Source organism: Brevundimonas sp. NPDC058933, from assembly GCF_049315965.1.
Lineage (GTDB): Bacteria > Pseudomonadota > Alphaproteobacteria > Caulobacterales > Caulobacteraceae > Brevundimonas.
On the sequence record NZ_JBMOSL010000001.1, the window covers coordinates 369,488 to 395,068 of the forward strand.

Genomic DNA, 25,581 nt, shown 5'->3' on the forward strand with positions numbered 1-25,581 from the left:
GCGTTCTGCGGGGGATTCGAGCAGACCATGAGCGACCACTCCAAGGCGAACGGCGGCGCCGGCAATCCTGCCATCGACCCCACCGAGCAGCGACCGATCTGGAGCGACGACGGCGACGCCCCCTTCGATCTGGGCGACGATCCCGAAGCCCTCGACAGCGACAAGCCGATCTACGCCACGCCGCGTCCCAAGAAAGCCAAACGTGTGAAAAAAGAGAAGTCCGCGAGCAACGAGACGGTCGAGATCATCAAGACCGTCGTCTTCGCCCTGCTGATCGCCTTCGTGCTGCGGGTGCTGCTGTTCCAGCCCTTCACCATCCCCTCGGCCTCGATGGAGCCCAACCTCTACGAGGGCGACTACATCGTCGTATCGAAGTGGTCCTACGGCTACTCCAAGCACTCGATCCCGTGGAGCCCGCCGCTGTTCGATGGCCGTATTCTGGGCAAGGACCCGACGCGTGGCGACATCGTCGTGTTCAAGCTGCCGCGCGACAACAAGACCGACTACATCAAGCGCGTGATCGGTCTGCCGGGCGACAAGGTGCAGATGATCGCCAACAAGCTCTACATCAACGGCGCGCCGGTTAAGGACGTGGTCGTGAGCCGCGCCGAGTTGGCTGATATGTTCGGGCCGCGTCCGGTTACGCAGCTTCGCGAAACCCTTCCCAATGGCAAGAGCTTCATGACGCAGGACTTCGGTCTCGGCGGTGATCTGGACGACACACCGGTCTACGAGGTCCCCGTCGGCCATTTCTTCATGATGGGCGACAACCGCGACAACTCGATCGACAGCCGCGTCGAGATGTCGGCAGGCGTGGGTATGGTCCCGGCCGAAAACCTGGTGGGCAAGGCCGAGATCATCATGTTCTCATGGTCGCCGGGCGCTTCGTTGTTCAACCCGGTGAGCTGGTTCGCCAACCTGCGTCCAAGCCGGTTCTTCAAGATACTGGACTGATGGCGAACGTGCGTGCCGAGGCCGTCGACACGCTTCGGCGGCGGCTGGGTCATGACTTTGCTGATCCGTCCTTGCTGGAACGCGCCCTGACCCACGCCAGCGTGGGCGAGGGGGGGGGGCAGGTCGATGGTCGCACCGTCGCCGACAACGAGCGGCTGGAGTTCCTGGGCGACAGGGTTCTGGGCCTGCTGGTCGCTGACCGGCTGACGCGGGATTTCCCTTCGGCGGACGAAGGCCAGTTGTCCGCGCGTCTGCACGCCCTGGTGGACAAGAGCGCCTGCGCCCGCGTCGGCGAGCGTCTGGGCGTGGGGGCGGCCCTGCGTCTTTCGGCGGGCGAGACCAAGACGGGCGGCCGCAGAAAGGCCGGAGTCATCGCCGATGCTGTCGAAGCTATTCTGGCGGCCGTCTATCGCGACGGGGGCCTGACGGCGGCCAAGGCCATGTTCGACATCGCCTGGGCGGAGGAGTTCGCGTCTCCTCCGGCTGCAGCCGTGACCAACCCCAAGTCCGCTCTGCAGGAGTGGGCGCAGGGCCAAGGGCGTCCGCTGCCGACCTATAAGGTGGTGGAACGCACCGGATCAGATCATGCTCCGACCTTCGTGGTCGAGGCGACGGTGGTCGGCTTTGACCCCGTGAAACAAACAGGGCGTTCGCGTCAGGAGGCGGAAAAAGCCGCCGCCACGGCGCTGTTGAAACGAGAAGGCGTAATTTGACCGAGACCCTCAACCCCAACCAGCGCGCTGGATTCGCCGCCATCATCGGCGCGCCCAACGCCGGCAAGTCGACGCTGGTGAATCGGCTGACGGGAACCAAGGTCTCGATCGTCACCCAAAAGGTCCAGACCACGCGTTTCCCCGTGCGCGGCATCGCCATCGAGGGCGACGCCCAGATCGTTCTGGTGGACACGCCCGGCATCTTTACCCCGCGCCGCCGGTTGGACCGCGCCATGGTCGCCTCGGCCTGGGGCGGTGCACAGGACGCCGATGTGGTGTTGCACCTGATCGACGCCCAGTCCCACATCGACGCCGAAGGCCGTGAAGGCACCGCCGCCGACCGCCGCTCGGCCGAGGACACCGAGACCATCATCGCCAATCTGAAGGCGACGGGCACCAAGGTCATCCTGGGCCTGAACAAGATCGACGGCATGCGCCGCGACACTCTTCTGGCCCTGTCGCAGCGCCTGTTCGAAACCGGCGTCTACGAAGAGGTCTATATGATCTCGGCCCTGAGCGGCGATGGCGTGGACGATCTGAAAAAGCGTCTGGCACGCTCCATGCCCGCCGGCCCGTGGCTCTACCCCGAGGATCAGTCGGCCGACGTGCCGGTGCGTGTCCTGGCCGCCGAGATCACGCGCGAGAAGGTCTACCTGCGCGTCCACGAGGAACTGCCCTATTCGGCTGCGGTCGAGACGACCTCGTTCGAGGAAAAGGCCGACGGTTCAGCCCGCATCGAACAGACCATCTATGTCGAGCGTGAGAGCCAGCGCCCCATTGTTCTGGGCAAGGGCGGCCAGACCCTGAAATGGATCGGCCAGAAGTCGCGCGAGGAACTGATCGAACTGCTCGACCGGCCCGTCCACCTGTTCCTGACCGTCAAGGTCGATCCCAAATGGCAGGACAGCCGCGCCCTTTACGCCCAGTTCGGGCTGGAGTTCGACGTCTAAGAGCGTAGTTTCAGTATGGTGTTTGTAGTTCCCAAGTCTGCAGGCGGGCGGCCGTGGTTCCTCGGATCCCTGGCCGCAGTCGCCCTTGCCTCCGCCGGAGCCGGGGCATGGATCATCCACGCCATCGCCCCCGAGACCCAGGCGGCTACGGCGGCCAGGCCCGCGCTGCCCGAACGCCCGCCGGTTGAGGTGGTCGAGGCCCTGCCGCAACTGAAGGCGCGGCTGGACTATCTGGGCGAGCGAAAGCAGTTCATGGGCGCCATTCTGGTGGCCAGGGGCGATCAGGTCCTGTTCCGCCAGGTCTATGGCAAGGCCAATTACGAGAACGACCAGCCGCTGAAGCTGGACACGCGCTTCCGTCTGGCCTCGGTGTCGAAACAGTTCACCGCCGCTGCGATCCTGAAGCTGCAGGACGAGGGCAGGCTGTCGGTGAACGATCCGGTCTGCAAATGGATCGAGGCCTGTCCGGATGCCTGGAAGCCGCTGCGTATCCACCACCTATTGTCCCACACGTCGGGCATTCCTGACCTGATGGCGCAGTCTGAGTGGGGGCGTATCCGCATCACCCCGCGTACCCCGCAGGAACTGACCGAGACCTCGGCCCGCTATGGCCTGCAGTTCGAGCCCGGGACCAAGATCCGCTACGACAACGCCGCCTATAACCTGGCGGCCGAGATCGTGGCGAAGGCCAGCGGCAGGCCGTTCGAGACCTATCTGAACGAGGCTGTCCTGAAACCGCTGGGTCTGAAGGATACGGGATCGGACGCCCACGCCGACGCGCAAGGCCTGGCCATGGGCTACGCCAACTTCCCCGGCGGGCTTGCGGCCCAGCCGATCGCCAACGTCAGCGTCGTCTTCGGGGCCGGCGCTCTTTATTCGACGCTGGACGACATGCTGGCCTGGAACCAGGCCTTGCATAAGGGCCGCGTTCTCAGTGACGCCTCCTACGCCCAGATGATCGCCGATCACGCTCCGGCGGACACGCCGAAAGAGCGCGGCCGCGCGCACCGCGCCTATGGCTACGGCGTTTACGTCAACAGTCTTGGCCGGCAGGTGAAGCCCGCCTTTGACGACAAGCAGATCTATCACACGGGCAGCTGGGCCGGGTTCCGCAACCTGGTCCTCTATCAACCCGAGGCCGATGTGACCGTGGTGGTCCTATCCAACAACTACCACCAGCGCGACCTGGTCTTCATGCTGAGCCAGCAGGCCATGGCCGAGGCTCTGGGCCGTGAATTCCCAACCGGGTTGAACCGCTAGGGCGCTGCTCTGGTTTCCTTCCCATTCACGGGGAGGAGAAGGCTATGCCTTCATTGACCCCGTTTCGATGAAGCGTTGGTGCCACGACAACGCTTCGGTCAGCAGGTGGGGCGATTGCAGGCCATAGGAGCCCTTCAGCGCGCGGGCGTAGTAGTCCTTCAGCGCGTCGCGATAGTCGGGGTGGGCGCAGTTGGCGATGATGACCTGGGCGCGCTGCTTGGGCGACAGGCCCCGCAGGTCGGCCAGGCCCTGTTCCGTGACGATGACCTGCACGTCCTGGGTGATGTGATCGACGTGGCTGGCCATGGGGACGATGGCCGAGATCTTGCCGCCCTTGGCCGTCGAGGGCGTGACGAAGCAGGAGATGTAGGCGTTGCGGGCAAAGTCGCCCGAGCCGCCAATGCCGTTCTGGATGCGCGAGCCCATCACGTGGGTCGAGTTGACGTTGCCGTAGATGTCGGCCTCGATCAGGCCGTTCATGGCGATGCAGCCCAGGCGGCGGATGATCTCCGGGTGGTTCGAAATCTCCTGCGGGCGCAGGATGATCTTGCCGCGGAACTGCTCCATGCGGCTGTTCAGGTCGGCGGCGGCCTCGGGGCTGAGTGAGAAGGCGGTGGCCGAGGCGACGGTCAGCTTGCCCGAGTCCAGCAGGTCCAGCATCCCGTCCTGAAGCACCTCGGTATAGGCGGTCAGTTGCTCGAAGGGGCTTTCAGCCAGTCCCGCCAGCACGGCGTTGGCGACATTGCCGACGCCCGATTGCAGCGGCAGCAGATGGGCGGGCAGGCGGCCCAGCTTCACCTCGTGCTGAAGGAACTCGATCAGGTGCCCGGCGATGGCCGTGGCGCTGGCGTCCGGCGCGGCGAAGGGCAGGTTGCGGTCAGGGCTGTCCGTCTCGACGATGGCGACGATCTTGGACGGATCGACGCGGAAGACCGTCTCGCCGATCCGGTCGGTCGGCCGGGTCAGCGGGATCGGCACGCGGGCCGGCGGCAGGGCCGTGCCGTAGTAGATGTCGTGCATCCCCTCCAGAGCCGGGTTCTGCCAGCTGTTGACCTCCAAGATGATGCGGTCGGCGCGGTCCAGCCAGGTCTTGTTGTTGCCGATGGACGACGAGGGGATCAGCGAGCCGTCCTCGCGGATGCCCGAGACCTCTACCACCGCCGTCTCCAGCGGGCCGAGGAAGCCCTGCCAGGCGACGGGGGCGACCTGCGACAGGTGCATGTCGAGGTATTCCATCTCGCCGCGATTGATCTTGTCGCGGGCGATGGGGTCGGAGTTGTAGGGCAGGCGGAATTCGATGCCGTCCGCCTTGGCCAGGGCGCCGTCCAGTTCCGGCCCGGTCGAGGCGCCGGTCCAGACCTTCAGCTTGAACGGATTGCCCGCCGCGTGCTCGGCCTCGATCCGGTCGGCCAGGGCCATGGGCACGACCTTGGGATAGCCCGAGCCGGTAAAGCCGCTCATGCCCACGGTCGAGTTCGCCGGGATCAGCGCCGCGGCGTCCCCGGCGGACATGATCTTCGACTGCAGGGCGGCGTTGCGGACGCGGGACATCGGAAACCTGACGACTTCTGCCCATGAGGGCTTGGGGACTGTCGCGGAGATAGGCGCCGCATCATCCTGATTCCAATACGGCTTTGGTCGAAGCGATGCGCTATCACAAAGCCTTCAGCCGCCAGGTTGCCAGTCCGCCGCCGGGTTGGTGTTGATCATCCACGGAATGCCGAACCTGTCAGTGAACGTGCCGAACCCTGGGGACCAGAAGGCGGATGCGAAGGCCATGCCGACCTTGCCGCCTTCGGACAGGTCGTCGAAGACCTTGCGCGCCTTGGCGACATCGTCGGTGTGATAGGAGACGTCGAAGCCGTTCTTGGGCTTGTCGATGTTCGGCGCGAACTCGGGCGGGATGTCGGCGCCCATGATCGACTGATCACCAACGTCCAGCCAGCCATGCATCAGCCAGTCCTTGTACTTGGCGTCCACAGGCATATCGGGCGGGCCGTCGCCATAAGGAAAGGCGGCGGTGACCGTGCCGCCCAAAACACGAGCGTAGAACTCAAGCGCCTCGCGGCACTGGCCCTGGAAGCTGAGGCTGGTGACGATTTTCATGAGACCTCTCCGTGTTGTCGAGTTTTAGGAGGTTGAACGCGCGGGGCGGGGTATCTTTCCTTCCGCGGGCACGAGGGAGAAGCCTGTGCTTTCGCCTGCGAGAGAACAGGACTAGAACATCAGCATGATCACCGCCGTTCTGATGATGCTTCAACTGTCCGCTGCCCCGGTTCAGACCGCGTCTGCGCCGCAAGCCGAGACCGCCCCTGTCGAGCGGGTGCTGGACGCCATGCACGCCGCGGCGTCGAAGGCCGACGGCGACGCCTATTTCGAGACCTTTACCGCGGACGGCCGCTTCATCGGCACGGATGCGACCGAGCGGTGGAGCCTGCCGGAGTTCAGGGCCTACGCCATGCCCTATTTCTCGCAAGGCAAGGGCTGGACCTATCGGCCGGTGACGCGGACCGTGACCATCGCCCCAATCGACTGCCGCTGCCTGGCCTGGTTTGACGAGGTGCTGGACAACGACGCCTATGGGACCACGCGCGGATCGGGCGTGCTGCGGCTGACCGACGAGGGCTGGAAGATCGAGCAGTATGTCCTCAGCTTCGCCGTGCCGAACGACAAGGCGCGCGCCGTCGTCGACGTGATCAAGGCCGACTGATGGAGATTCAGGACGACGCCTTCGTCCTGTCGGCGCGGGCGCATGGCGATACCGGCGCCGTGGTCGAACTGCTGACCGAGCGGCACGGACGTCGCGCCGCCTATGTCGCGGGCGGGGCGTCGCGCAAGATGAGGCCCTTCTTGCAGGCCGGGGCGCGGGTGGTGGCGGACCTGAGGTCGAGGACCTCGGACCAGCTGGGGTCGGCACGGCTGGAGCCGGTGGGCGAGGGGCCGGCGGCCCTGTTCGACGATCCGCTGGCATTGGTCGGGTTGAACGCCGCGGTTGCGGTGGCGCAGGGGGCCTTGCCCGAGCGCGAGCCGCATCCGGGGGCCTTCCTGGCCTTCGAGGCCATGATGGGGGCTTTCGCCCTGCCAGAGGTCTGGCCCGCCATCTTCGTGCGGTTCGAGGCGGGGCTGCTGGAGGATTTGGGCTTTGGCCTGGATCTGTCGCGGTGTGCGGCCACCGGGTCGATGGATGACCTGATCTATGTCAGCCCGCGCACGGGCCGCGCCGTCAGCCGCGAGGCGGGCGCGCCCTACGCCGACAAGCTGCTGAACCTGCCGCCCTTCATGCTGGGGGCGCAGGCGGGGTTGGGAGAGGGCGACGTGAAGGCCGGGCTGGCGCTGACCGGGCATTTCCTGGAACAGTTCGTCTTTCACGCCCTGAACAAGCCGCTGCCGCCCGCGCGGGTGTGGATGATCGAGCGGCTGGCCGAGGCCGGGCGCCTCTAGTCAGCCGAAGGTGAAGGCGAAGACCTGAACCCCCGGGTCGAGGAACTCGATCTCGAAGGTGCGTTCGCGGGCGCCGTCCGACTGGCGCACCAGCTGATAAAGGCGCTGGCTGTCGATCCGGCCCAGGCCCTGCGCGTCAATGTCCACGCCGGCGTCGGCGCCTGGCGCCTGACCATCGATGCGAACTCGGAAGCGCACGGGCTGGCCCATGTTGCTCGGTCCCATGACCAGATGCAGGTCGCGGGCCTTGAAACGGAAGGCGAGGCGTCCGCCCGGCGTCTGCAGGTCGGCGTGTTCGGGCCGCACGATCCAGTCGCCGGACAGGCTCCAGTCGTTCAGTTTCAGAGGGGCGGCCACATAGGTCTTGCGGACGTCGAAGCCGAAGCCGCCGGGCGAGGCGAAGTGCTTGGCGCGGGCATAGCCGACGTAGGTTTCGGGGGAGGCGACCTCGGCGGTGGCGGCGGCCTCGGCCCCTTGCGCGCGGACCTGGACGACAGCCTGATCGACATTGGCGGCGCCGGCCTCCTTCAGCAGCTGCTGGATGACCCGCTCGGAGTGTTCGTAGTCGCCCTCGCCGAAGTGATGGTAGCGGATGTTTCCCTTGGCATCGATGAAGTAGTGGGCGGGCCAGTAGCGGTTGTCGAAGGCCCGCCAGATGGCGAAATCGTTGTCCATCGCCACGGGGTAGGTGACGCCAAAGCGGCGCACGGCGTCGCGGACGTTGGCGGGTGACTTCTCGAAGGCGAACTCGGGCGTGTGGACCCCGATCACCACCAGACCCTGATCGCGGTATTTTTCGGCCCAGGCGCGGACATAGGGGATGGTGCGCACGCAGTTGATGCAGGAGTAGGTCCAGAAATCGACCAGCACGACCTTGCCGCGCAGCTGTTCCGTGGTCAGGGGCGGGCTGTTGATCCACTCGGTCGCGCCGGTCAGGGGCGGCATGGCCCCTTCGACGGGCAGGGCGTTCAGCGGGGCGCGGGCGGCGTTCATGGGCTGGGCGGCGCCGAAGCGGCTGAGCAGGCTCTGCTCGATGCGGTTGGTGCCGCCGCTCGACAGGCGGGTCAGCAGGCCGGTGTCGAGGCCAAGCGCGATGGCGACGACCCCGATCAGGACCAGAACGCCCAGACCCTTTCGCACCCATTCGCCGACGCCCAGCGACCGCTTCATCGTCTGGAAGACCTTGCCGCCGATCAGCAGGGCCAGAGCCAGCGAGGTCGCGGCCCCGGCGGCATAGGCGGCCAGCAGCAGGGTCGTGCCGACGCTGGCCCCTTGCAGAGCGGCGCCGGTCAGGATCAGGCCCAGGATCGGCCCGGCGCAGGGCGCCCACAGCAGGCCGGTGGCCACGCCCAGCAGGAAGGAGGGCCAGACGCCGCCGCCGGATTGCTGCTCCGCGCTGGCCTTCTCGGTCAGGCGCGAGCCGAGCGCCACCAGAGGCCGGGTCAGCCGGTCCGCCAGCGAGGGCATGATCAGGGTCAGTCCCAGCACCGCCATGACCGCCAGGGCGATCCAGCGCCCGACCTGATTGGCCTGAACCGCCCATCCGCCGCCGACCGCCGCCAGCGTCGCCACGCCGGCGAAGGTCAGGGCCATGCCGAGCAGCAGGGGCAGCCCGCTCTTCAGGAAGGGCTGGCCCGCGCGGGCGAAGACGAATGGCAGGACGGGCAGGATGCAGGGGCTGACAATGGTCAGCGCCCCGGCCAGATAGGACAGCAGGATCAGGAGCATCGTGGCAGTCCTCTGGGTTCAGACCTTGGGTTACGCTGCGGACTACGCATCGGATGGCGTCGAGGTTACAGACGCTGCTGAAGATCGGCGATGGCGTCTCGGGTTTCCTGCGCCAGAGCCTCGACCAGTTCGGCGGCGGGCAGGCCGCGGCCCAGCGGGGCGGCCTGACCGGCCCACTGCGGGGCGTAGCCGTCGTCGCCCTGTGCGCTGGCGGCGGCGTTCAGCGCCTTGCCGAGGTCGTAGGCGTAAGGATAGCCGGCGGTCAGGGCTTCGTCGGCGCGCTGCATGAAGGCGTTTTCGACGCCGCGCGCGGGGCGGCCCGAGATGACCGGGCTGACGCGGGTGCGCTCGGCGCGCGGACCGGCCAGAGCCGCGCGATAGGCGGGGTTGGCGGCGGACTCGGGGCAGGAGACGAAGGCGGTGCCCAGCTGCGCGCCCGCAGCGCCCAGCGCCAGCGCGGCCGCGATCCCAGCGCCGTCCATGATGCCGCCCGCTGCGACGACCGGGATGTCCAACTCGCGCGCCAGAAGCCGCGTCAGGGGCAGGGTGGCGAAGCGCGGATCGTCGGCCGGATCGAAGACGCCGCGATGGCCGCCGGCCTCGAACCCCTGGGCCACGACCATGTCGATGCCCGCCGCCTGGGCCAGACGGCCTTCCTGCGGCGTGGTGGCGCTGGCGATCAGGCGGCAGCCGGCGGCTTTCAGGGCGGCGATCTGGTCAGGCTGCGGCAGGCCGAAGTGGAAGCTGACCACGGCCGGCTTCTCGTCCAGCAGGACCGCCAGCTTGGCCTCGTCGGTCAGGAAGCTCTGGTAGATTTCCGTCAGCGTCTCGGGCGGGGCGGCGCCGAACTGAGAGAAAAGTGGGCGCAGGCTGTCGATCCAGACGCGGTCGCGCGCCGTATCGGGCGGCGTGGGCGCATGGCAGAACAGGTTCACGTTGAACGGGCGCGTCGTCAGGGCCTTCAGCGCCTGGATCTGACGCCGTCCCTCGACCGCATCGACCGAGGCGATGGAGATAGAGCCCAGCGCCCCGGCGTTCGACACGGCCGCGGCCAGTTCGGGCGTGGAGGTCCCGGCCATCGGGGCCTGAATGATCGGCAGATCGAGGCCCAGGCGGTCGGTGAGGGCGGTCTTCATGGCGGGGTCCTGACCTGTTCGGCGGCGACCCTCCACAGATAGGCGCGGATCGTCCCCGCGTCAGCCGCAGGCTGCGCTAGACTTTGTCGTTCAGATCACCGATTCGAAAACACATGACCATCCACACCCCGACGCCTGAAGGCGGCCGCATCGTCGAAGAGCCGATGAGCGAGGCGCTGTCGAAGCGCTATCTCGCCTACGCCCTGTCCACGATCACCAACCGGGCCCTGCCCGACGTGCGCGACGGCTTCAAGCCGGTGCACCGCCGCATCATGTACGCCATGCACCAGATGCGGCTGAACCCGCAGGCGGCGGCGCGCAAATGCGCCAAGGTCGTCGGCGAGGTCATGGGCGGCTATCACCCGCACGGCGACGCCTCGATCTATGAGGCTCTGGTCCGTCTGGCCCAGGACTTCGCCCAGCGTTATCCGCTGGTCGACGGGCAGGGCAACTTCGGCAACATCGACGGCGATAGCGCCGCGGCCATGCGCTACACCGAGTGCAAGCTGACGCCCGCCGCCGTCCTGCTGCTGGACGGCATCGATCAGGACTCGGTCGACTTCCGCGCCACCTATGACGATCAGGACGAGGAGCCGGTGGTCCTGCCCGCCGGCTTCCCCAACCTGCTGGCCAATGGGTCGTCTGGCATCGCCGTGGGCATGGCGACCTCGATCCCGCCGCACAACGTCGGTGAACTGATCGACGCCTGTCAGCTGCTGCTGGAGCGTCCCGAGGCGACCACCGAGGAACTGGTGCAGATTGTGCCGGGGCCGGACTTCCCGACCGGCGGGGTGTCGGTCGAAGGTCATGCCTCCATCCTCGACGCCTATGAGACGGGTCGCGGCGGGGTCCGTCTGCGCGCCCGCTGGGAGACCGAGGACCTGGGCCGCGGCGTCTGGCGCATCATCGTCACCGAGATGCCCTATCAGGTGCAGAAGAGCCGCCTGATCGAGGCCCTGGCTGACCTGATCGAGAACAAGAAGGCGCCGCTGCTGGGCGACGTGCGCGACGAGTCGGCGGAAGATATCCGCCTGATCCTGGAGCCCAAGAACCGCACCATCGAGCCCGAGATGCTGATGGAGAGCCTGTTCAAGCTGTCCGATCTGGAGGTCCGCTTCCCGATCAACATGAACGTGCTGGACGCCACGGGCACGCCACGCGTCATGGGTCTGAAGGACTGCCTGCAAGCCTTCCTGGATCACCGCCGCGTGGTGTTGAACCGCCGGTCGCAATGGCGGATCGAGCGGGTCGAGAAGCGACTGCACCTGTTGGAAGGCCTGCGCATCGTCTTCCTCAACCTGGACGAGGTGATCCGCATCGTTCGCGAGGAGGAGCAGCCCAAGGCCGTCCTGATCGCGCGTTTCGGTCTGAGCGAGCCCCAGGCCGACTACATCCTCGACACCCGCCTGCGTCAGCTGGCGCGGATCGAGGAGATGGCGATCGAGAAGGAATTCAACGCTCTGTCGGAAGAACTTGCGGCGCTGAAGGCGCTGACGTCTTCGGAAGGCAAGCAGTGGAAGGCCATTTCCAAGGAACTGGAGGTCGTGCGCAAGGCGCTGATCTCGCCGCGTCGCACGACCATCGGCGAGGCGGTGGACGCCTCGGCCTTCGTGGCGCCGGAAGCCTTCATCCCGCGCGAGGCCATCACGGTCATCCTGTCGGAACGCGGCTGGATTCGCGCCGCCAAGGGCAAGGTCGAGGACCCGTCGGAACTGAAGTTCAAGGAGGGCGACAGCCTAGCCTTCCTGGTGCCGACCTTCACCACGGACAAGCTGCTGGTAGGCGCTTCTGACGGGCGCATCTTCACCATCGGGGCCGATAAGCTGGCCTCCGGGCGGGGTCACGGCGAACCGTTGCGTCTGATGATCGATCTCGATGAAAAGGCCGAGATTATCAATGTTCTGGCGCACGAACCGAATGCGAAGCTTCTGGTCGCGTCCAAGGCCGGTTACGGCTTTGTCGCGCCGGAAAACGAGCTTCTGGCTCAGAAGCGCGGCGGCAAACAGGTGCTGAACGGCGACATGCTGGCCATGCTGCGCGTCACCGGCGACCACGTCGCGACCATAGGCGAGAACATCAAGGCGCTGATCTTCCCCATCGCCGAACTGCCCGAAATGGGCCGCGGCAAGGGGGTCAAGCTGCAGGGTTACAAGCAGGGCGGTCTGGCCGACGTGGCGGTGTTCAACGCCGAGACGGGACCGGAATGGGCCGACGGCGGCGGTCGTCGTCGCAACTGGCCCGACTGGAAAGACTGGCTGGGCAAGCGCGCCAGCGCCGGGCGTCAGGGGCCGCGCGGGATGCGCAAGTTCCGGTAAATTTGCTTTCCTCCCCACTCGTGGGGAGGGGGGCCGCGTAGCGGTGGAGGGGCTGACGGCGGCGGAAACCAAGTCGCCCCTCCGTCTCGACGGCTACGCCGTCGATCCACCTCCCCATTTTATGGGGAGGAGAAGGTGACGCCGAATTCATTGGTTGCCGAGGCTGCGGCCCCGCATATTCCTCCTGAAATGCTGGAGGAGGCTCAATGATCACCTGGATCATCATCGGCGTCATCGTCGTCGTTCTGCTGTTCGTCGTCGTCGGGGCCTACAACAAACTGGTGGCGCTGGATCAGGCGGCCAATCAGTCGTTCGCCGACATCGACGTGCAGTTGAAGCAGCGTCAGGATCTGATCCCCAACCTGGTCGAGACGGTGAAGGGCTACGCCACGCACGAACGCGGCACCCTGGACGCCGTGACCCAGGCTAGAGCCGCCGCCGCCGGGGCGCGCACCGTCGATGAGAAGGTACAGGCCGAGAACATGCTGACCGGGGCTCTGGGCCGCCTGTTCGCCGTGTCCGAGGCCTATCCGGACCTGAAGGCCAACGCCAACTTCCAGCAGTTGCAGATGGACCTGTCGGATATCGAGAACAAGCTGGCCGCCGCGCGCCGCTTCTTCAACAACGCCGTCAGCGAGTTCAACGCCGTCCGTCGCCAGTTCCCGACTGTGCTGTTCGCCGGCATGTTCGGCTTTGCGTCGGACAAGCCCTTCTTCGACGTGGGCGAGGGTGAACGCGCGGCCTTGAACGCGGCGCCGCCGACGGTGAAGTTCTAAGCCCCAATGGCGGTTTTCGGTCAGGCCGTCGGCCTCAAGACCCACATCTGGCAGAACAACACCCGGTCGGCGATCCTGCTGGCCGGGTTCCCTGTGCTGCTGGTGCTGATCCTGTTCGGCATTCAGGTGCTGATGATGGGGTTTGGTCTGCTGCCAAACTCGGGCGGCAGTCTGTCGCAGGACCTTGCGCTGGCGGCGTCCATGCTGGGCTGGACCGTGCCGGCGGCCCTGGTCGTTGCCGCCATCTGGTTCGTCATCGCCTATTTCGGCAACCAGGCGATGATCGACGCCATGACGGGCGCGCGAAAGGTGGAGCGGCGGGTGGAGCCCGAGCTCTACAACCTGCTGGAAAACCTGGCGATCTCGCGCGGATTGCGGACGCCGACGCTGAGGATCATCGAGAACCCCTCGCTGAACGCCTATGCGTCGGGCCTGCATGAGGGGAACTACAGCGTCACCGTCACGCGCGGCCTGATGCAGACCCTGAGCCGCGACGAGATGGAGTGCGTCCTGGCCCATGAGCTGACCCACGTCATCAACATGGACGTACGGACCATGGTGATCGCCTCGATCTTTGCGGGGATCATCAGCGTGGTCGCCGAACTGGTGTTCCGCAGCCTGTTCTATGTGCGCGGCGGTCGTGGGGGGAACAACAAGAATGCCATGCCTTTGATCCTGATCGGCCTGGCCATCGGGGTGATCGGCTTCGGCCTGGCGGCGGTCATCCGCATGACCCTGTCGCGGACGCGGGAATATGTCGCGGATGCGGGGGCGGTCGAGTTGACCAAGAACCCGGACGCCATGATCTCGGCGTTGAGGAAGGTCTCGGGCCAGTCGAAGTTGAGCGCGCCGGATGAGCTGCGCGGCATGTTCCTGGACAATACGGCGGACAAGACGGGCTTCTCAGGCCTGTTCGCCACCCACCCGCCGATCGAGAAGCGGATCGCGGCCCTGGTGAAGTTTGCGGGCGGGCGAGACGAAGGGCCGACGCCGTCGGTCACGTCCGGGACGGCGGTTCCGACGACCTGACCTGACGTCTTTCTCCCTCCCCTCCATGGGGAGGGTGGTCGCGCAGCGACCGGGTGGGGAGGGCATGGCGATACTGCGCGCAGAGCTCGGATCACCCAAGCGCCCCAACCCGACTTCGCCTTTCAGGCTCAGCCATCCTCCCCATGAAGGGGAGGGAGAGAGTCAGGCGAGCCGTTCCCAACCTAACGGGCGCAGGGCCTCCATCGGGCGGAACTTCGCCTTGTAGTCCATCTTGGGCGAGCCCTGGACCCAGTAGCCGAGATAGACGAAGGGCAGGCCGACCAGCTTCGCCTGGCGCAGATGATCCATGATGGCGAACTGGCCCAGGCTGCGGCGCTCAAGCTCGGGGTCGAAGAAGCTGTAGACCATCGACAGGCCGTCGTGCAGCAGGTCGGTCAGGCAGACGCCGACCAGATCGCCCGGGCCCTGATCGGTGGCGGGCAGGCGGTATTCGATCAGGTGGGTGCGGACGGCCGTGTCCTCGACCATCGAGACATAGTCGGACCAACTCATGTCGCTCATGCCGCCGCCGGGATGACGCGTGGTCAGGTAGCGGCGCAGCAGGTCGAACTGCTCCATCGTCGCCTCGGCCTCGACCAGATCGCGCGACAGGTCGGCGTTGCGGTTCAGGATCTTGCGCTGCGAGCGTGAGAAGGCGAACTCGGCCACCGGGATGCGGACGGAGACGCAGGCGGCGCAGGCCTCGCAGGCCGGGCGATAGGCGATGTTCTGGCTGCGGCGGAAACCGGCCTGTGTCAGGGCGTCGTTGACGTCGGCGCCGTCGCTGAAGGGCAGGTTGGCGAAGACCTTCCGCTCGAATTGGCCGGGCAGATAGGGGCAGGGCGCGTTCGAGGTCATGAAGAACCGCAACTGCCGCGCGGGGAAATGCTGGGTCACGGCCTCATGTCCGTTTCGGTTCTCGCCGCGCTGATCTTCATGTCCCGATTTGGCGCGCAACCGGATGATTTCGCAAGCGCCGTGAGAGCGGCGCTCGCGGTCACAGGCTGGTGTCCGTCGGCAGAACGGGGGCCTCACGCAGCAGTACGATGGCGATGCGGCGGTTGCCCGCCAGCGAGGGATCGTCGGGATATAGGGGGTCGGATCCCGCCTTGCCCGCGACCGAATAGACCCGGTCAGCGTTCACGCCGGCGGCTTGCAGGGTCAGGCGCGACGCGTCGGCTCGCGCCGATGACAGCGACCAGTCGCCGGCGCCGCTGGCGCGGCTGGAGCCGGCGACGGCGCTGGTGTGGCCGGTGATCGAGATGCGGTTGGGAAGCTGGTTGATGACCTTGGCGATGGCCCGCAGCAGCATCTGGGCGCGCGGGTTGGGGCGGGTCGAGCCGTTCTCGAACATCGAGCGGCCTTCCTGATCGACCAGCTGGATGCGCAGGCCCTCGGGCGTCTGGTCGATGATCAGCTGTTTCGACAGTTCGGCCAGTTCGGGCATGGCCTGCATGGCCTGGCGCAGGCTTTCGGCGGCGCTGGAGAAGTCGGCGGCCTCGCGCTTGGCGATCTCGGCGCGCAGGGAGGATTCGCTGGCGGCGGACAGGTTTGTGCTCTGCCCGGCCTCTTCGGGCGATTCCGGCGCCTCGGGAGCCAGCTGTTCGACCATGGCCATGGAGCCGGAACTCTTGGCGCCGTCGTCGCCCAGGGCGGTGCCGCCCAGAATGCCGCCGGAGCCGGAGGTCGAGGCCGAGACGTTGGCCGGGGCGAAATATTCGGCGATGCCGCGTTTCTGCTCCGGGTCGGTCGTGTTGATCAGCCACATCAGCAGGAAGAAGGCCATCATGGCGGTCACGAAGTCCGCATAGGCGACCTTCCACGCGCCGCCGTGGTGGCCGCCGGCCGTAACCTTTTTCACCTTCTTGATGAGGATCGGGCGATCGCTCACGGACATGGGCAGGCCAATCTTAACGTCGTTCGTTGGCCTTGAATCCCACGTCGCCGTTAAGAAGCGGTTTCGGCGGGGTGGTTTTCACGCGGTCTTGCCGCGTCGGCGTCCACGGCTTAGGTCAGGCCTGTGTCCGGGTCCTCATTTCCTTCCGAATTCGACGCCAAGGCCTATCGCAAGGCGCTGGGCGGTTTCGCCACCGGCGTCTGCGTGGTGACGGCCCATACGGCCGAGGGGCCCCTGGGCATTACGGTCAACAGCTTCACCTCGGTGTCGCTGGATCCGCCGCTGGTGCTCTGGTGCCTCGATGCGAAGTCGGACCGCCACGACGCTTTCGCCGGGGCCGAGCGCTTCGCCGTGCATATGCTGCCGGTCGAGGATCAGGCCATGTCCGACCGCTTCGCCTGGGGCGTCTGCACCCTGTCGGAAGACGAGTTCGAGGTGGGCGATCCGGCCCCGCCGCGCCTGCGCAACGCCGTGACCCGGCTGGACTGCGTAACCCACGACCGCATCGTCATGGGCGACCATCTGGTGATCGTGGGCCGGGTCGCCGCGTTTGAGACCCACCCCGGCGACGCCCTGACCTATTTCCGCGGCAAGTATGGACAGGCCGTCGACCCGACGGCGTGAACCGGTCAGGCCCCCAGCAGCCTTGCCGCCTTGGGGGCGAAGTAGGTGAGGACGCCGGAGGCGCCGGCGCGCTTGAAGGCGTGCAGGGTTTCCAGGATGGCGCGGTCTTCCTCCAGCCAGCCGTTGGCGATGGAGGCCTGCATCATCGCGTACTCGCCCGACACCTGATAGGCGAAGGTCGGAATCTTGAAGGTCTCCGAGACCAGCCGGACGATGTCGAGATAGGGGAGACCCGGCTTGACGATCAGGGCGTCGGCGCCCTCGGAAATGTCCATCGCCACCTCGCGCAGCGCCTCGTCGGCGTTGGCGTAGTCCATCTGATAGGTCTTCTTGTCGCCGGTCAGGGACTTGGACGAGCCGACCGCGTCGCGATAGGGGCCGTAGAAGGCCGAGGCGTATTTGGCGGCATAGCTGATGATCAGGGTGTCGGGCAGGCTGTTGGCCTCCAGCGCTTCGCGGATGGCCTGGACCCGGCCGTCCATCATGTCGGAGGGGGCCACGGCGTCGGCGCCGGCGTGGGCGTGGATGAAGGCCTGTTCCACCAGACGCTCGATGCTGGCGTCGTTAAGGATGCGACCGTTCTCCATGACGCCGTCGTGGCCGTGGTCGGTGTAGCAGTCCAGCGCCACGTCGGTCATGACGCCGATCTCGGGCGCGGCGTCCTTGATGGCCTTGATGCAGTCGGGGATCAGGCCGTCCGGGTCGCTGGCGGCCGTGCCGACGCTGTCCTTGATGGCGCCGTCCACGTTCGGGAACAGGGCGATCATGGGGATGCCCAGGTCGCGGGCCTCGACGGCGGCCTTGGCGGCTTCTTTCGGCGACAGGCGGAAGACGCCCGGCATGGAGGCGACCGGAACGCGGTCCTCGGCTCCGTCGTGGACGATGATCGGCCAGATCAGGTCGGCCGGCGTCAGGGTCGTCTCGGCGACCAGCCGGCGCACCCAGGGCTGCGAGCGCAGGCGACGCGGACGGGCGTAGGGGAAGGCGGCGGGGGCGAGGGGCAGGGTCATGAAGGGCGGCTTAGAACAAAGCGGGGAGCGAGGCAAAAGGCGAACTGTCCACCCGTGGTCGCCCCACCCAACCGCTCATCCCGGCGGACGCCGGGATCCAGTGCTTTGGCTTCGGATTGGTCGTTTGAAGTTCACGCTGTTGCACCCTCGGGACATTCGCGATGCGCGCGTAGCTCTTACTGGATCCCGGCGTCCGCCGGGATGAGCGGAATGTGGGGCGCTGAGGCATCACCAAGGTGACGCGCAGGCGGCCAGCCGCTAGAAGCGCCGCGAACGCCCCGTCAGAGGGCCAGAGTCGGGAGTATAGATCATGGACTTCGCCCTCAACGACGACCAGCGCGCGATTAAGGACGCGGCGCGAGCCTTCGCCGACGCCGAGTTGGCGCCGCATTCGGCCCGGTGGGACGAGGACAAGCATTTCCCGGTCGATGTGATGAAGTCGGCGGCCGAGATGGGCTTCTGCGGCATCTATACGGGCGAAGAGCACGGCGGCATGGCCTTGGGCCGGGTCGAGGCGGCGGTGATATTCGAGGAGCTGTCGCGCGGGGACGTGGCGACGGCGGCCTTCATCTCGATCCACAACATGGCGACGTGGATGATCGACAAGTTCGGATCTGACGACCTGCGCTCGCGCTTCGTGCCGTCGCTGACAACGATGGACAAGATCGCCAGCTACTGCCTGACCGAGCCGGGCTCGGGGTCGGACGCGGCGGCGCTGCGGACCACGGCGGTGCGCGACGGCGATCATTATGTGCTGAACGGGTCCAAGGCGTTCATCTCGGGCGCAGGGACGTCGGACGTCTATGTCGTCATGGTCCGCACGGGCGGCGAAGGCGCCAAGGGGATCAGCGCCGTGGTGGTCGAGGCGGGGACGCCCGGCCTGTCGTTCGGGGCGCAGGAAAAGAAAATGGGCTGGAACGCCCAGCCGACCGCCATCGTCAGCTTTGACGACTGCCGCATTCCGGTCGCCAACCTGCTGGGCGAAGAGGGTTCGGGCTTCAAATACGCCATGGCCGGTCTGGACGGCGGACGGCTGAACATCGCCGCCTGCTCGTTGGGCGGGGCGCGGCTGGCGCTGGAGACGGCGCAGGACTACGTCGCCACGCGCAAGCAGTTCGGCCAGGCCATCGGCCAGTTCCAGGCGCTGCAGTTCCGTCTGGCCGATATGGCGACGGACCTGGAGGCGGCGCGGCTGATGGTGCTGCGCGGGGCCTGGGCTATCGACAACGATCACCCCGAGAAGAGCAAGTGGTGCGCCATGGCCAAGCGTCTGGCCACCGACGCCTGTTTCCAGATCGCCGACGAGGCGCTGCAGATCCACGGCGGATATGGCTATCTGAAGGATTATCCGCTGGAGCGGATCGTGCGCGACCTGCGGGTGCACCGCATTCTGGAAGGCACCAACGAGATCATGCGCGTGATCATCGCGCGGGAGCTGGCGCGATGAACGATCAAGTGAGCGAACCCGAAGTCATCACCCGCATCGAAGGCGGCGTCGGCCGCATCATCCTGAACCGGCCCAAGGCTATCCATGCCCTGAACCGGGCCATGTGTGAGGCGATGATCGAGGCGTTGATGGCCTGGCGGGGCGACGACGCCGTCAGGTCGGTGCTGATCGACCATGCGGGCGAGCGCGGCTTCTGCGCCGGGGGCGACATTCGCATGATCGCCGAGAGCGGGGCGGGGGATGCGTCGGAGGCCAAAGCCTTCTTCAAGACCGAGTATCAGCTGAACCATCTGATGTTCGAATACCCCAAGCCGATCACGGCCATCGTCGACGGCATCGTCATGGGCGGCGGCGTGGGGATCAGCGAGCCGGCGGCTATCCGCATCGCCACCGAGCGCACCACCTACGCCATGCCGGAAACGGGCATCGGTCTGTTCCCCGACGTGGGCGGGGGCTGGTTCCTGTCGCGGTTGCCGGGACAGACGGGGGTCTGGCTGGCGCTGACGGGGGCGCGGCTGAAGGCGGCGGATACGGTGGCCCTGGGCATACACACCCATTTCGTGCCGAGCGAAGGCGTCGAGGCGCTGAAGGCCGAACTGCTGGCCGCACCGGCTGACCCCAAGGCTGTGGCGGACCGGTTGGCGGGTGACGCAGGGCCGGCGCCGCTGGACGCCCACCGCGAGGCCATTGATCGGCTGTTCGCCTTTGACACGGTCGAGGAGATCTTCGCCGCGCTGGAGGCTGACGGCTCGGAATGGGCGCTGAAGCAGCTTGAGACGCTGAAGACCAAGTCGCCGCAGTCGCTGAAGGTGTCGCTGCGCCAGATACGCACCGGCGCGACGATCGCCTCCTTCGCTGACAACATGGCGATGGAATATGCGCTGGGCGGTCGGGTGGTGCAGACCCACGATTTCCAGGAAGGCGTCCGCGCCGTCATCGTCGACAAGGACAATGCGCCGCAGTGGTCGCCGGCCGATCTGTCGGGCGTTACCAACGAGACGCTGGAGGCCCTGTTTGCACCCTTGCCCGCCGACGAGGCCTGGTCGCCGCTCTGAAAACGGCGCTGCGACGCAACATTTATTGTCCAAGGCCGCCTGGAGGGCTATCTAGGCGGCATGAGTAAGCGCTGGACCCCTGAATCCTGGAGAAACAAGCCCGTCGTGCATATGCCGACGGACTATCCTGACATGGCCGAACTGGCGCGTGTCGAAGACGAGCTGCGGGCCATGCCGCCCCTGGTGTTTGCCGGCGAGGCCCGCAAACTGACCCAGCATCTCGCACAGGTGGAGGCGGGGAACGCCTTCCTGCTTCAGGGCGGCGACTGCGCCGAGAGCTTCAAGGAGTTCTCGACCGACAACATCCGCGACACCTTCCGCCTGATCCTGCAGATGGCGGTGGTCCTGACCTTCGCCGGGCGCAAGCCGGTGGTGAAGGTCGGCCGCATCGCCGGTCAGTTCGCCAAGCCGCGCTCGTCGCCGCTGGAAGAGATCGGCGGGGTCGAGCTGCCGTCCTATCGCGGCGACATCATCAACGGCATGGGCTTCACGCCGGAAGAGCGCGTGCCCGATCCGCAGCGCCTGCTGAAGGCCTATAATCAGTCGGCCTCGACGCTGAACCTGCTGCGCGCCTTTGCCGGCGGCGGCTATGCCGACCTCTACAACATCCACCGCTGGACCCTGGGCTTCGCCGACAACGGCGCGGGCGCGGCCTATCGCGAGTTGGCCGACAAGATCACCGAGGCCCTGGCCTTCATGGAGGCGGTCGGCGTCACGCCCGAGACCCATCCTGATCTGTCGCGCGTCGAGGTCTTCACCAGCCATGAAGCCCTGCTGCTGAACGTCGAGAGCGCTCTGACGCGCCTAGAAGGTTCGTCGGGCGAGTGGTTCGACACCTCGGCCCACATGCTGTGGATCGGCGAGCGCACCCGTCAGCTGGACGGGGCCCACATCGAGTTCATGCGCGGCATCTCGAACCCGATTGGCGTCAAGTGCGGGCCGACCATGACGGCGGAGGACATCCTGCCGCTGATCGACGCCCTGAACCCGAACAATATTCCGGGCCGTCTGACCTTGATCGGCCGTTTCGGCCACGACAAGGTCGGCGATCGACTGCCGGCCCTGATGCGGGCGGTGAAGGCCGAGGGCAAGCGCGTCATCTGGTCGATCGACCCGATGCACGGCAATACGCTCAAGGCCGCCAACGGCTACAAGACCCGGCCGTTCGACCGGGTCATGGGCGAGGTCCGCACCTTCATCGATGTGGCGGAGGCCGAGGGCGTCCACCCCGGCGGCGTTCACCTGGAAATGACCGGCCAGAACGTCACCGAGTGCATCGGCGGCGCCCAGCCCGTGACCGAGGACGAACTGTCGAGCCGCTATCACACCCACTGCGATCCGCGCCTGAACGCGGATCAGGCGCTGGAACTGGCCTTCCTGGTGGCTGAACGGCTCAAGGTAGGCCGTCAGGCGCGCGCCGAGGCCGCGTGACCACGGCGACCCAGGACGAAGGGCCGGGCCGCGTCGCCTATCAGGGCGCGCCCGGGGCCTTCAGCCACGAAGCCTGCCTCGACCTGCGCCCGTGGGACGAGGCGGTCGGCTTTGAGACGTTTCAGGGGGCCATTGAGGCCCTGCTGTCCGGCGATTGCCAGTCGGCGCTGATTCCGGTCGAGAACTCGACTATCGGCACGGTCGAGCCCGCCGCCAGCCTGGTGCGCGAGGCGGGCCTGACGGTGGTCAGTGAAGCCTGGCGACCGATCCGGCTGGCGTTGATCGGCCTGGCCGAAGCACGCCTGTCGGACATCAGGACGGCGGAAAGCCACCCGGTCGCCCTACAGCAATGCGCGAAGGCGCTGGGCGAGATGAAGATTACGTCGGTCGAGGCCTTTGACACCGGCGGGGCCGCCGCCGCCGTGGCGGAAGCGGGCGACGTGACCCGCGCCGCCGTGGCGCCTGCGCGTGCGGCCGAGGTCTATGGCCTGTCGGTTCTGCGCAACGATTTGCAGGATTTCAGCGACAATCGGACGCGATTTGTCCTGCTTAGTGCGCCAAGAGCCTGATCGGTTGAGGTGAAATCGCTTCGCGATTCCACCGATGTCGTGAAGCAGGCTCTCGCATAATTCTTGAGCGAATATCTGGGTTCGAATGCGAAAACATTCGAACCGATTTCGCTCAGGGGGTTGACCGCGCATAGTCTTTGCGCGCTTAAGAGGGATCGGATCAACCCTGATCCTGAAACCGGACCGGATTCATGTCCTCGCTGCGCGCACAAATGACCCTTGAAACCACCACGCGCGCGGTGGCCGGCTTTTATTTTGGCTACGGCTATTACGGCTTTCGATACGCCGGCTGAGGCGTCGAGTTTCTTCAAGCTCTGACTGTCTCACCGGCGACCGCTCTGACGCAGAGCGGCGACGCGATCACACGCATCCCCCATCGAAATTCGAATGCTGAAAGCCAAATCCCATGCCCAATTCCACTCTCCAGCAAGTCTGGCCCGCTGAAGCCGCCGAGCTGAGCCCCGAGCAGAAGGCGCTGGCCGCTCTGCGCGCCGAGATCGACAGCCTGGATGACCAGATCCTTGAGCTGTTCGAGCGCCGTCTGGCCGTCGCTGCCCAGGTGGGCAAGGCCAAGGACGCGCCGACCGGCCCCCACACCAAGCTGCGCCCCGACCGCGAACAGGCCGTTCAGGCCCGCGTTCTGAAGCAGTGCGAACCCGAGAACCGCGAGGCGGTCGAGCACCTGTGGCGCGAGATCGTCGGCTGGGGTCTGGCCCGTCAGGGCCGGCTGCAGGTCCACGTCTGGGCCCCCATTGATCCTTCCAGGGCCGTGGACGGCGCCCGTCTGCGCTTCGGCGCCGCCGCCGACATCAAACTGGTCCGCGACCCTCAGGCCGCGCTGGCGCACGCCGCCGAGGGGCATGGCGTGGCCGTGCTGTCGATCAACACCGACGATGCCTGGTGGATGGGTCTGCGTCGCGAATGGTCGATGTTGAGCGTCTTCGACGGCTACGGCGGCGACACCCCGACTTCGCTGGCCGTGGGCAAGATCGATCCGCCGGCCCTGCCGACGGGCCGCCGCGTGGTGGTGACGGTCGGCGGCGACGCCGGCGACGGCTCGGGCGCGCGCCGCTGGGGCCTGAACACCAACCACGGCTGGACCCTGGCCCTGACCGACGCCGACGTGGCCCCGGGTGACGTGGAAGGCTGCGTCGGCGCCATCGGCTGACCCGGCGCGGAACGTTAACCCGGTCTCAAAGGGCGGCGTCCATTGTGGCGTCATGAACGCCTCTGTCATCTTGCGGCTTGGTTCGGTCGGCGCCCTTGCAGCGCTGCTGGCCGGCTGCGGCATGACGGAGGCCGATCCGCATCGGTTCGAGAAGGTGGCGGACCAGGTCGCGGGGATTCCCCTGTCGGTTCGCAACGCCGAACCTGCACGCGAGCCAGCGGAACCGCGTAACGCAGAGGCAGCAGGCCTGCGTCCGCTCAAGGTCGAGCTTCTGACCCCGCATCAGCTATGGGACGCTCGCGATGGGCTGACCTCCCAGGCGGCGGCTATCCTGCCCGCCATGCCGCCGGCGTTTAAGGATCCCGAGGCGCCCGCCGCCGTGCCGACGGTCGGCCAAGAGCCGGCCAAGCCGTCTCGGCCCGCTGTGGTGGCCGCATCTTCCAGCGCCCTGATCCAGTTGGGCGCCTATGCCAGCCAGGCTTCGGCCCAGGCGGCGTGGGATCAGCTGGGCCAGGGGACGCGCGGTCTGACCCCGGTCTTCGAGCCGGTCGAAGTCAACGGTCGGCGTCTGGTGCGGCTGAAGGTTCGCGCCGGATCGGCCCAGGCCAAGGCCCTTTGCGCCAGCGTTGCCGCGTCTGATCCGTGGTGCATTCGGGACGCAGCGCCGGCGTCTTCCACAGGCGCGGTTTAAGGTTTCGTTGACGACTGACCCCCTTGGCCCGATCTAGGGCGTCTGGGATGGGGAGCGAACGCATGAGTCGCGCCCGTCGAAACATCGGGATTCATCATGGCGCAGCCTCAGGTCATCGTCATCGGCAATGAAAAGGGCGGGGCGGGCAAGTCCACCCTGGCTATTCACATCGTCACCGGCCTGCTGCACGCAGGCAAGAAGGTCGCCATCATCGATCTGGACCTGCGTCAGCGTTCGATGGAGCGGTTCTTCTCCAACCGGGGGGCGTGGACGGCGGCCAACGAACAGCCTCTGCCCATGCCGATCGTCCCGGACATGGGCGACGGCAAGGCCCTGGCCAAGGCCGACGAGGCGGAGCAACTGGCCCGTTTCGACGCCGCCTATGCCGAGGCGCAAGGCGTGGCCGACATCATCCTGATCGACACGCCCGGCGGGGACACGGCCCTGTCGCGCGCCGCGCATGGCCGCGCCGACCAGATCGTCACGCCGATGAACGACAGCTTCGTCGATTTCGACCTTCTGGGCGAGGTTGATCCGGTGACGCTGGATCTGAAAAAACCCTCCATCTATTCCGAGAGCGTCTGGGAGGCGCGCAAGCATCGCGCCATCACGGAAGGCCGTCAGGTGACGATCGACTGGGTCGTGGTCACCAACCGTCTGGCGGTGGCAGAGGCCCGCAACCGTCGTCGTCTGGAAGAGAAGATGATGAAGCTGGCCAAGCGAGTCGGTTTCCGCGTCGGGCCGGGCCTGCGCGACCGGGTCATCTATCGTGAGCTGTTCCCGTTCGGCCTGACCGTGGCCGACTTGTCGAACGACATCCGTCCAGTGTCGGTGTCGCTGGCCCACGTGGCCGCGCGTCAGGAGTTGCGTAACCTGATGCAGTCCCTGGGTCTGGACGACGCGCAAGGCGGCTCCCTGGCTCCGCTGGACGCGGCGGCGGCCTGATCGTCGCATGGGCCTGATCTGGCTGGCGTTGGCCGCTGTGGCGGTCTGGGCGCTGGCCCGTCTGGGACGCCAGACCGAACGCGCCCGGCGCGGGCATTGGCGCATCTCCGCGACCATCCTCAGCACGGCCCTGTTCGCGGGGGCGGTTCTGGCTGCGTCGCGCGGGGTCTGGCTGGCGGCGATCGGGCTGGCGGGGGCGGGGCTGTGGCTGGCGGTCCAGTCGCGAATCCGCACCTTGCCGCTGCGTGCGCCATCGGCTGAACACCTCACCGAGGCTGAGGCGCGGGCCATTCTGGGAGTGTCTGCGGACGCCACGCCCGAAGCGGTGCAGGCCGCCTGGCGTCGCCTGATGGCCCGAGCGCATCCCGACCAGGGCGGGACTGAAGGGCTGGCCGCGCGCGTCAACGCGGCGCGGGATCGGCTGCTGAAGGGCTAAGGCCTC

General features: G+C 66.8%; 25 protein-coding genes. 18 read left to right on the forward strand and 7 right to left on the reverse strand.

What is annotated here, in order from left to right:
* Positions 1–27 precede the first annotated feature (27 nt).
* The 4 genes from lepB to ACOZBP_RS01740 are packed head-to-tail and all read left to right on the forward strand — an operon-like array spanning position 28 to position 3,877.
* Positions 28–954, forward strand: coding sequence for a signal peptidase I (gene lepB, locus ACOZBP_RS01725; protein ID WP_422674736.1), 927 nt, complete (start codon positions 28–30; stop codon positions 952–954).
* A complete protein-coding gene (gene rnc, locus ACOZBP_RS01730; protein WP_422674737.1) occupies positions 954–1,667 on the forward strand; it encodes a ribonuclease III in 714 nt (237 codons plus the stop codon). The genes lepB and rnc overlap by 1 nt, the downstream gene beginning before the upstream one ends.
* Positions 1,664–2,617: a GTPase Era gene (gene era / locus ACOZBP_RS01735; RefSeq protein WP_422674738.1), complete on the forward strand. Its 954-nt coding sequence runs from the start codon at positions 1,664–1,666 to the stop codon at positions 2,615–2,617. The genes rnc and era overlap by 4 nt, the downstream gene beginning before the upstream one ends.
* 15 nt (positions 2,618–2,632) lie before the next feature.
* The gene (locus ACOZBP_RS01740) at positions 2,633–3,877 is read left to right on the forward strand and encodes a serine hydrolase domain-containing protein (protein WP_422674739.1); all 1,245 of its coding nucleotides are present in this window, start codon (positions 2,633–2,635) and stop codon (positions 3,875–3,877) included.
* A gap of 42 nt (positions 3,878–3,919) precedes the next feature.
* Here the strand turns inward: ACOZBP_RS01740 and ACOZBP_RS01745 are convergent, their stop codons facing one another.
* Positions 3,920–5,428: an acetyl-CoA hydrolase/transferase family protein gene (locus ACOZBP_RS01745; protein WP_422674740.1), complete on the reverse strand. Its 1,509-nt coding sequence runs from the start codon at positions 5,426–5,428 to the stop codon at positions 3,920–3,922.
* A gap of 114 nt (positions 5,429–5,542) precedes the next feature.
* Positions 5,543–5,983 carry a VOC family protein gene (locus ACOZBP_RS01750; RefSeq protein ID WP_422674741.1) on the reverse strand — a complete coding sequence of 147 codons (441 nt, stop codon included), beginning with the start codon at positions 5,981–5,983 and terminating at the stop codon, positions 5,543–5,545.
* Positions 5,984–6,107: 124 nt separating this feature from the next.
* Between ACOZBP_RS01750 and ACOZBP_RS01755 the strand changes: the two genes are divergently transcribed.
* Together ACOZBP_RS01755 and recO are read left to right on the forward strand one after the other, a co-directional pair.
* Positions 6,108–6,587 carry a nuclear transport factor 2 family protein gene (locus tag ACOZBP_RS01755; protein WP_422674742.1) on the forward strand — a complete coding sequence of 160 codons (480 nt, stop codon included), beginning with the start codon at positions 6,108–6,110 and terminating at the stop codon, positions 6,585–6,587.
* Entirely contained in the window at positions 6,587–7,318 is a 732-nt protein-coding gene (gene recO / locus ACOZBP_RS01760; protein WP_422674743.1) for a DNA repair protein RecO, read from the forward strand. The genes ACOZBP_RS01755 and recO overlap by 1 nt, the downstream gene beginning before the upstream one ends.
* Here recO and ACOZBP_RS01765 read toward each other — a convergent pair whose 3' ends face one another.
* A complete protein-coding gene (locus ACOZBP_RS01765) occupies positions 7,319–9,046 on the reverse strand; it encodes a cytochrome c biogenesis protein DipZ (protein WP_422674744.1) in 1,728 nt (575 codons plus the stop codon). It lies immediately after the preceding gene.
* 65 nt (positions 9,047–9,111) lie between these two features.
* Positions 9,112–10,182, reverse strand: coding sequence for an NAD(P)H-dependent flavin oxidoreductase (locus ACOZBP_RS01770; protein WP_422674745.1), 1,071 nt, complete (start codon positions 10,180–10,182; stop codon positions 9,112–9,114).
* Between the two features lie 113 nt (positions 10,183–10,295).
* Between ACOZBP_RS01770 and parC the strand changes: the two genes are divergently transcribed.
* The 3 genes from parC (at position 10,296) to ACOZBP_RS01785 (ending at position 14,302) form a co-directional block, all read left to right on the forward strand.
* Positions 10,296–12,497: a DNA topoisomerase IV subunit A gene (gene parC / locus ACOZBP_RS01775; protein ID WP_422674746.1), complete on the forward strand. Its 2,202-nt coding sequence runs from the start codon at positions 10,296–10,298 to the stop codon at positions 12,495–12,497.
* Positions 12,498–12,703: 206 nt separating this feature from the next.
* A complete protein-coding gene (locus ACOZBP_RS01780) occupies positions 12,704–13,273 on the forward strand; it encodes a LemA family protein (RefSeq protein ID WP_178828654.1) in 570 nt (189 codons plus the stop codon).
* Between the two features lie 6 nt (positions 13,274–13,279).
* Positions 13,280–14,302: a M48 family metallopeptidase gene (locus ACOZBP_RS01785; RefSeq protein WP_422674747.1), complete on the forward strand. Its 1,023-nt coding sequence runs from the start codon at positions 13,280–13,282 to the stop codon at positions 14,300–14,302.
* 162 nt (positions 14,303–14,464) lie between these two features.
* Here the strand turns inward: ACOZBP_RS01785 and ACOZBP_RS01790 are convergent, their stop codons facing one another.
* Positions 14,465–15,199: an arginyltransferase gene (locus ACOZBP_RS01790; RefSeq protein WP_422674748.1), complete on the reverse strand. Its 735-nt coding sequence runs from the start codon at positions 15,197–15,199 to the stop codon at positions 14,465–14,467.
* A gap of 100 nt (positions 15,200–15,299) precedes the next feature.
* Positions 15,300–16,199 (reverse strand): flagellar motor protein MotB, encoded by a 900-nt coding sequence (locus ACOZBP_RS01795; RefSeq protein ID WP_422674749.1) that lies wholly within the window; start codon positions 16,197–16,199, stop codon positions 15,300–15,302.
* 123 nt (positions 16,200–16,322) lie between these two features.
* On the opposite strand from ACOZBP_RS01795, the gene ACOZBP_RS01800 reads away from it, so the two are divergent.
* On the forward strand, positions 16,323–16,823 hold the full coding sequence (locus ACOZBP_RS01800; protein WP_422674750.1) for a flavin reductase family protein: 501 nt from the start codon (positions 16,323–16,325) through the stop codon (positions 16,821–16,823).
* A 5-nt stretch (positions 16,824–16,828) separates the two neighbouring features.
* Here ACOZBP_RS01800 and hemB read toward each other — a convergent pair whose 3' ends face one another.
* Positions 16,829–17,833, reverse strand: coding sequence for a porphobilinogen synthase (gene hemB, locus ACOZBP_RS01805; protein ID WP_178823124.1), 1,005 nt, complete (start codon positions 17,831–17,833; stop codon positions 16,829–16,831).
* 310 nt (positions 17,834–18,143) lie between these two features.
* Between hemB and ACOZBP_RS01810 the strand changes: the two genes are divergently transcribed.
* The 8 genes from ACOZBP_RS01810 (at position 18,144) to ACOZBP_RS01845 (ending at position 25,575) form a co-directional block, all read left to right on the forward strand.
* Entirely contained in the window at positions 18,144–19,280 is a 1,137-nt protein-coding gene (locus ACOZBP_RS01810; RefSeq protein ID WP_422674751.1) for an isobutyryl-CoA dehydrogenase, read from the forward strand.
* A complete protein-coding gene (locus ACOZBP_RS01815; RefSeq protein WP_422674752.1) occupies positions 19,277–20,335 on the forward strand; it encodes an enoyl-CoA hydratase/isomerase family protein in 1,059 nt (352 codons plus the stop codon). Before ACOZBP_RS01810 ends, ACOZBP_RS01815 begins: the two co-directional genes overlap by 4 nt.
* A gap of 60 nt (positions 20,336–20,395) precedes the next feature.
* Entirely contained in the window at positions 20,396–21,766 is a 1,371-nt protein-coding gene (locus ACOZBP_RS01820) for a class II 3-deoxy-7-phosphoheptulonate synthase (protein ID WP_422674753.1), read from the forward strand.
* Entirely contained in the window at positions 21,763–22,335 is a 573-nt protein-coding gene (locus ACOZBP_RS01825) for a prephenate dehydratase domain-containing protein (protein WP_422674754.1), read from the forward strand. The genes ACOZBP_RS01820 and ACOZBP_RS01825 overlap by 4 nt, the downstream gene beginning before the upstream one ends.
* Positions 22,336–22,741: 406 nt before the next feature.
* Positions 22,742–23,503 (forward strand): chorismate mutase, encoded by a 762-nt coding sequence (locus ACOZBP_RS01830; protein WP_422674755.1) that lies wholly within the window; start codon positions 22,742–22,744, stop codon positions 23,501–23,503.
* Positions 23,504–23,555: 52 nt separating this feature from the next.
* Positions 23,556–24,194, forward strand: coding sequence for an SPOR domain-containing protein (locus tag ACOZBP_RS01835; RefSeq protein WP_422674756.1), 639 nt, complete (start codon positions 23,556–23,558; stop codon positions 24,192–24,194).
* A gap of 96 nt (positions 24,195–24,290) precedes the next feature.
* Complete coding sequence (locus tag ACOZBP_RS01840; RefSeq protein WP_114816952.1) at positions 24,291–25,139, forward strand: division plane positioning ATPase MipZ; 849 nt, start codon at positions 24,291–24,293, stop codon at positions 25,137–25,139.
* A 7-nt stretch (positions 25,140–25,146) separates the two neighbouring features.
* Positions 25,147–25,575 (forward strand): molecular chaperone DnaJ, encoded by a 429-nt coding sequence (locus ACOZBP_RS01845; RefSeq protein ID WP_422674757.1) that lies wholly within the window; start codon positions 25,147–25,149, stop codon positions 25,573–25,575.
* The last annotated feature ends 6 nt before the right edge of the window (positions 25,576–25,581 follow it).

Coding starts and splice junctions, on each gene's coding strand:
- lepB (WP_422674736.1), top strand. CDS start 28: ATGAGCGACCACTCCAAGGCGAACGGCGGCGCCGGCAATCCTGCCATC.
- rnc (WP_422674737.1), top strand. CDS start 954: ATGGCGAACGTGCGTGCCGAGGCCGTCGACACGCTTCGGCGGCGGCTG.
- ACOZBP_RS01740 (WP_422674739.1), top strand. CDS start 2,633: ATGGTGTTTGTAGTTCCCAAGTCTGCAGGCGGGCGGCCGTGGTTCCTC.
- ACOZBP_RS01745 (WP_422674740.1), bottom strand. CDS start 5,428: ATGTCCCGCGTCCGCAACGCCGCCCTGCAGTCGAAGATCATGTCCGCC.
- ACOZBP_RS01750 (WP_422674741.1), bottom strand. CDS start 5,983: ATGAAAATCGTCACCAGCCTCAGCTTCCAGGGCCAGTGCCGCGAGGCG.
- ACOZBP_RS01755 (WP_422674742.1), top strand. CDS start 6,108: ATGATCACCGCCGTTCTGATGATGCTTCAACTGTCCGCTGCCCCGGTT.
- recO (WP_422674743.1), top strand. CDS start 6,587: ATGGAGATTCAGGACGACGCCTTCGTCCTGTCGGCGCGGGCGCATGGC.
- ACOZBP_RS01765 (WP_422674744.1), bottom strand. CDS start 9,046: ATGCTCCTGATCCTGCTGTCCTATCTGGCCGGGGCGCTGACCATTGTC.
- ACOZBP_RS01770 (WP_422674745.1), bottom strand. CDS start 10,182: ATGAAGACCGCCCTCACCGACCGCCTGGGCCTCGATCTGCCGATCATT.
- parC (WP_422674746.1), top strand. CDS start 10,296: ATGACCATCCACACCCCGACGCCTGAAGGCGGCCGCATCGTCGAAGAG.
- ACOZBP_RS01780 (WP_178828654.1), top strand. CDS start 12,704: ATGATCACCTGGATCATCATCGGCGTCATCGTCGTCGTTCTGCTGTTC.
- ACOZBP_RS01785 (WP_422674747.1), top strand. CDS start 13,280: ATGGCGGTTTTCGGTCAGGCCGTCGGCCTCAAGACCCACATCTGGCAG.
- ACOZBP_RS01795 (WP_422674749.1), bottom strand. CDS start 16,199: ATGTCCGTGAGCGATCGCCCGATCCTCATCAAGAAGGTGAAAAAGGTT.
- hemB (WP_178823124.1), bottom strand. CDS start 17,833: ATGACCCTGCCCCTCGCCCCCGCCGCCTTCCCCTACGCCCGTCCGCGT.
- ACOZBP_RS01810 (WP_422674751.1), top strand. CDS start 18,144: ATGGACTTCGCCCTCAACGACGACCAGCGCGCGATTAAGGACGCGGCG.
- ACOZBP_RS01815 (WP_422674752.1), top strand. CDS start 19,277: ATGAACGATCAAGTGAGCGAACCCGAAGTCATCACCCGCATCGAAGGC.
- ACOZBP_RS01820 (WP_422674753.1), top strand. CDS start 20,396: ATGAGTAAGCGCTGGACCCCTGAATCCTGGAGAAACAAGCCCGTCGTG.
- ACOZBP_RS01830 (WP_422674755.1), top strand. CDS start 22,742: ATGCCCAATTCCACTCTCCAGCAAGTCTGGCCCGCTGAAGCCGCCGAG.
- ACOZBP_RS01835 (WP_422674756.1), top strand. CDS start 23,556: ATGAACGCCTCTGTCATCTTGCGGCTTGGTTCGGTCGGCGCCCTTGCA.
- ACOZBP_RS01840 (WP_114816952.1), top strand. CDS start 24,291: ATGGCGCAGCCTCAGGTCATCGTCATCGGCAATGAAAAGGGCGGGGCG.
- ACOZBP_RS01845 (WP_422674757.1), top strand. CDS start 25,147: ATGGGCCTGATCTGGCTGGCGTTGGCCGCTGTGGCGGTCTGGGCGCTG.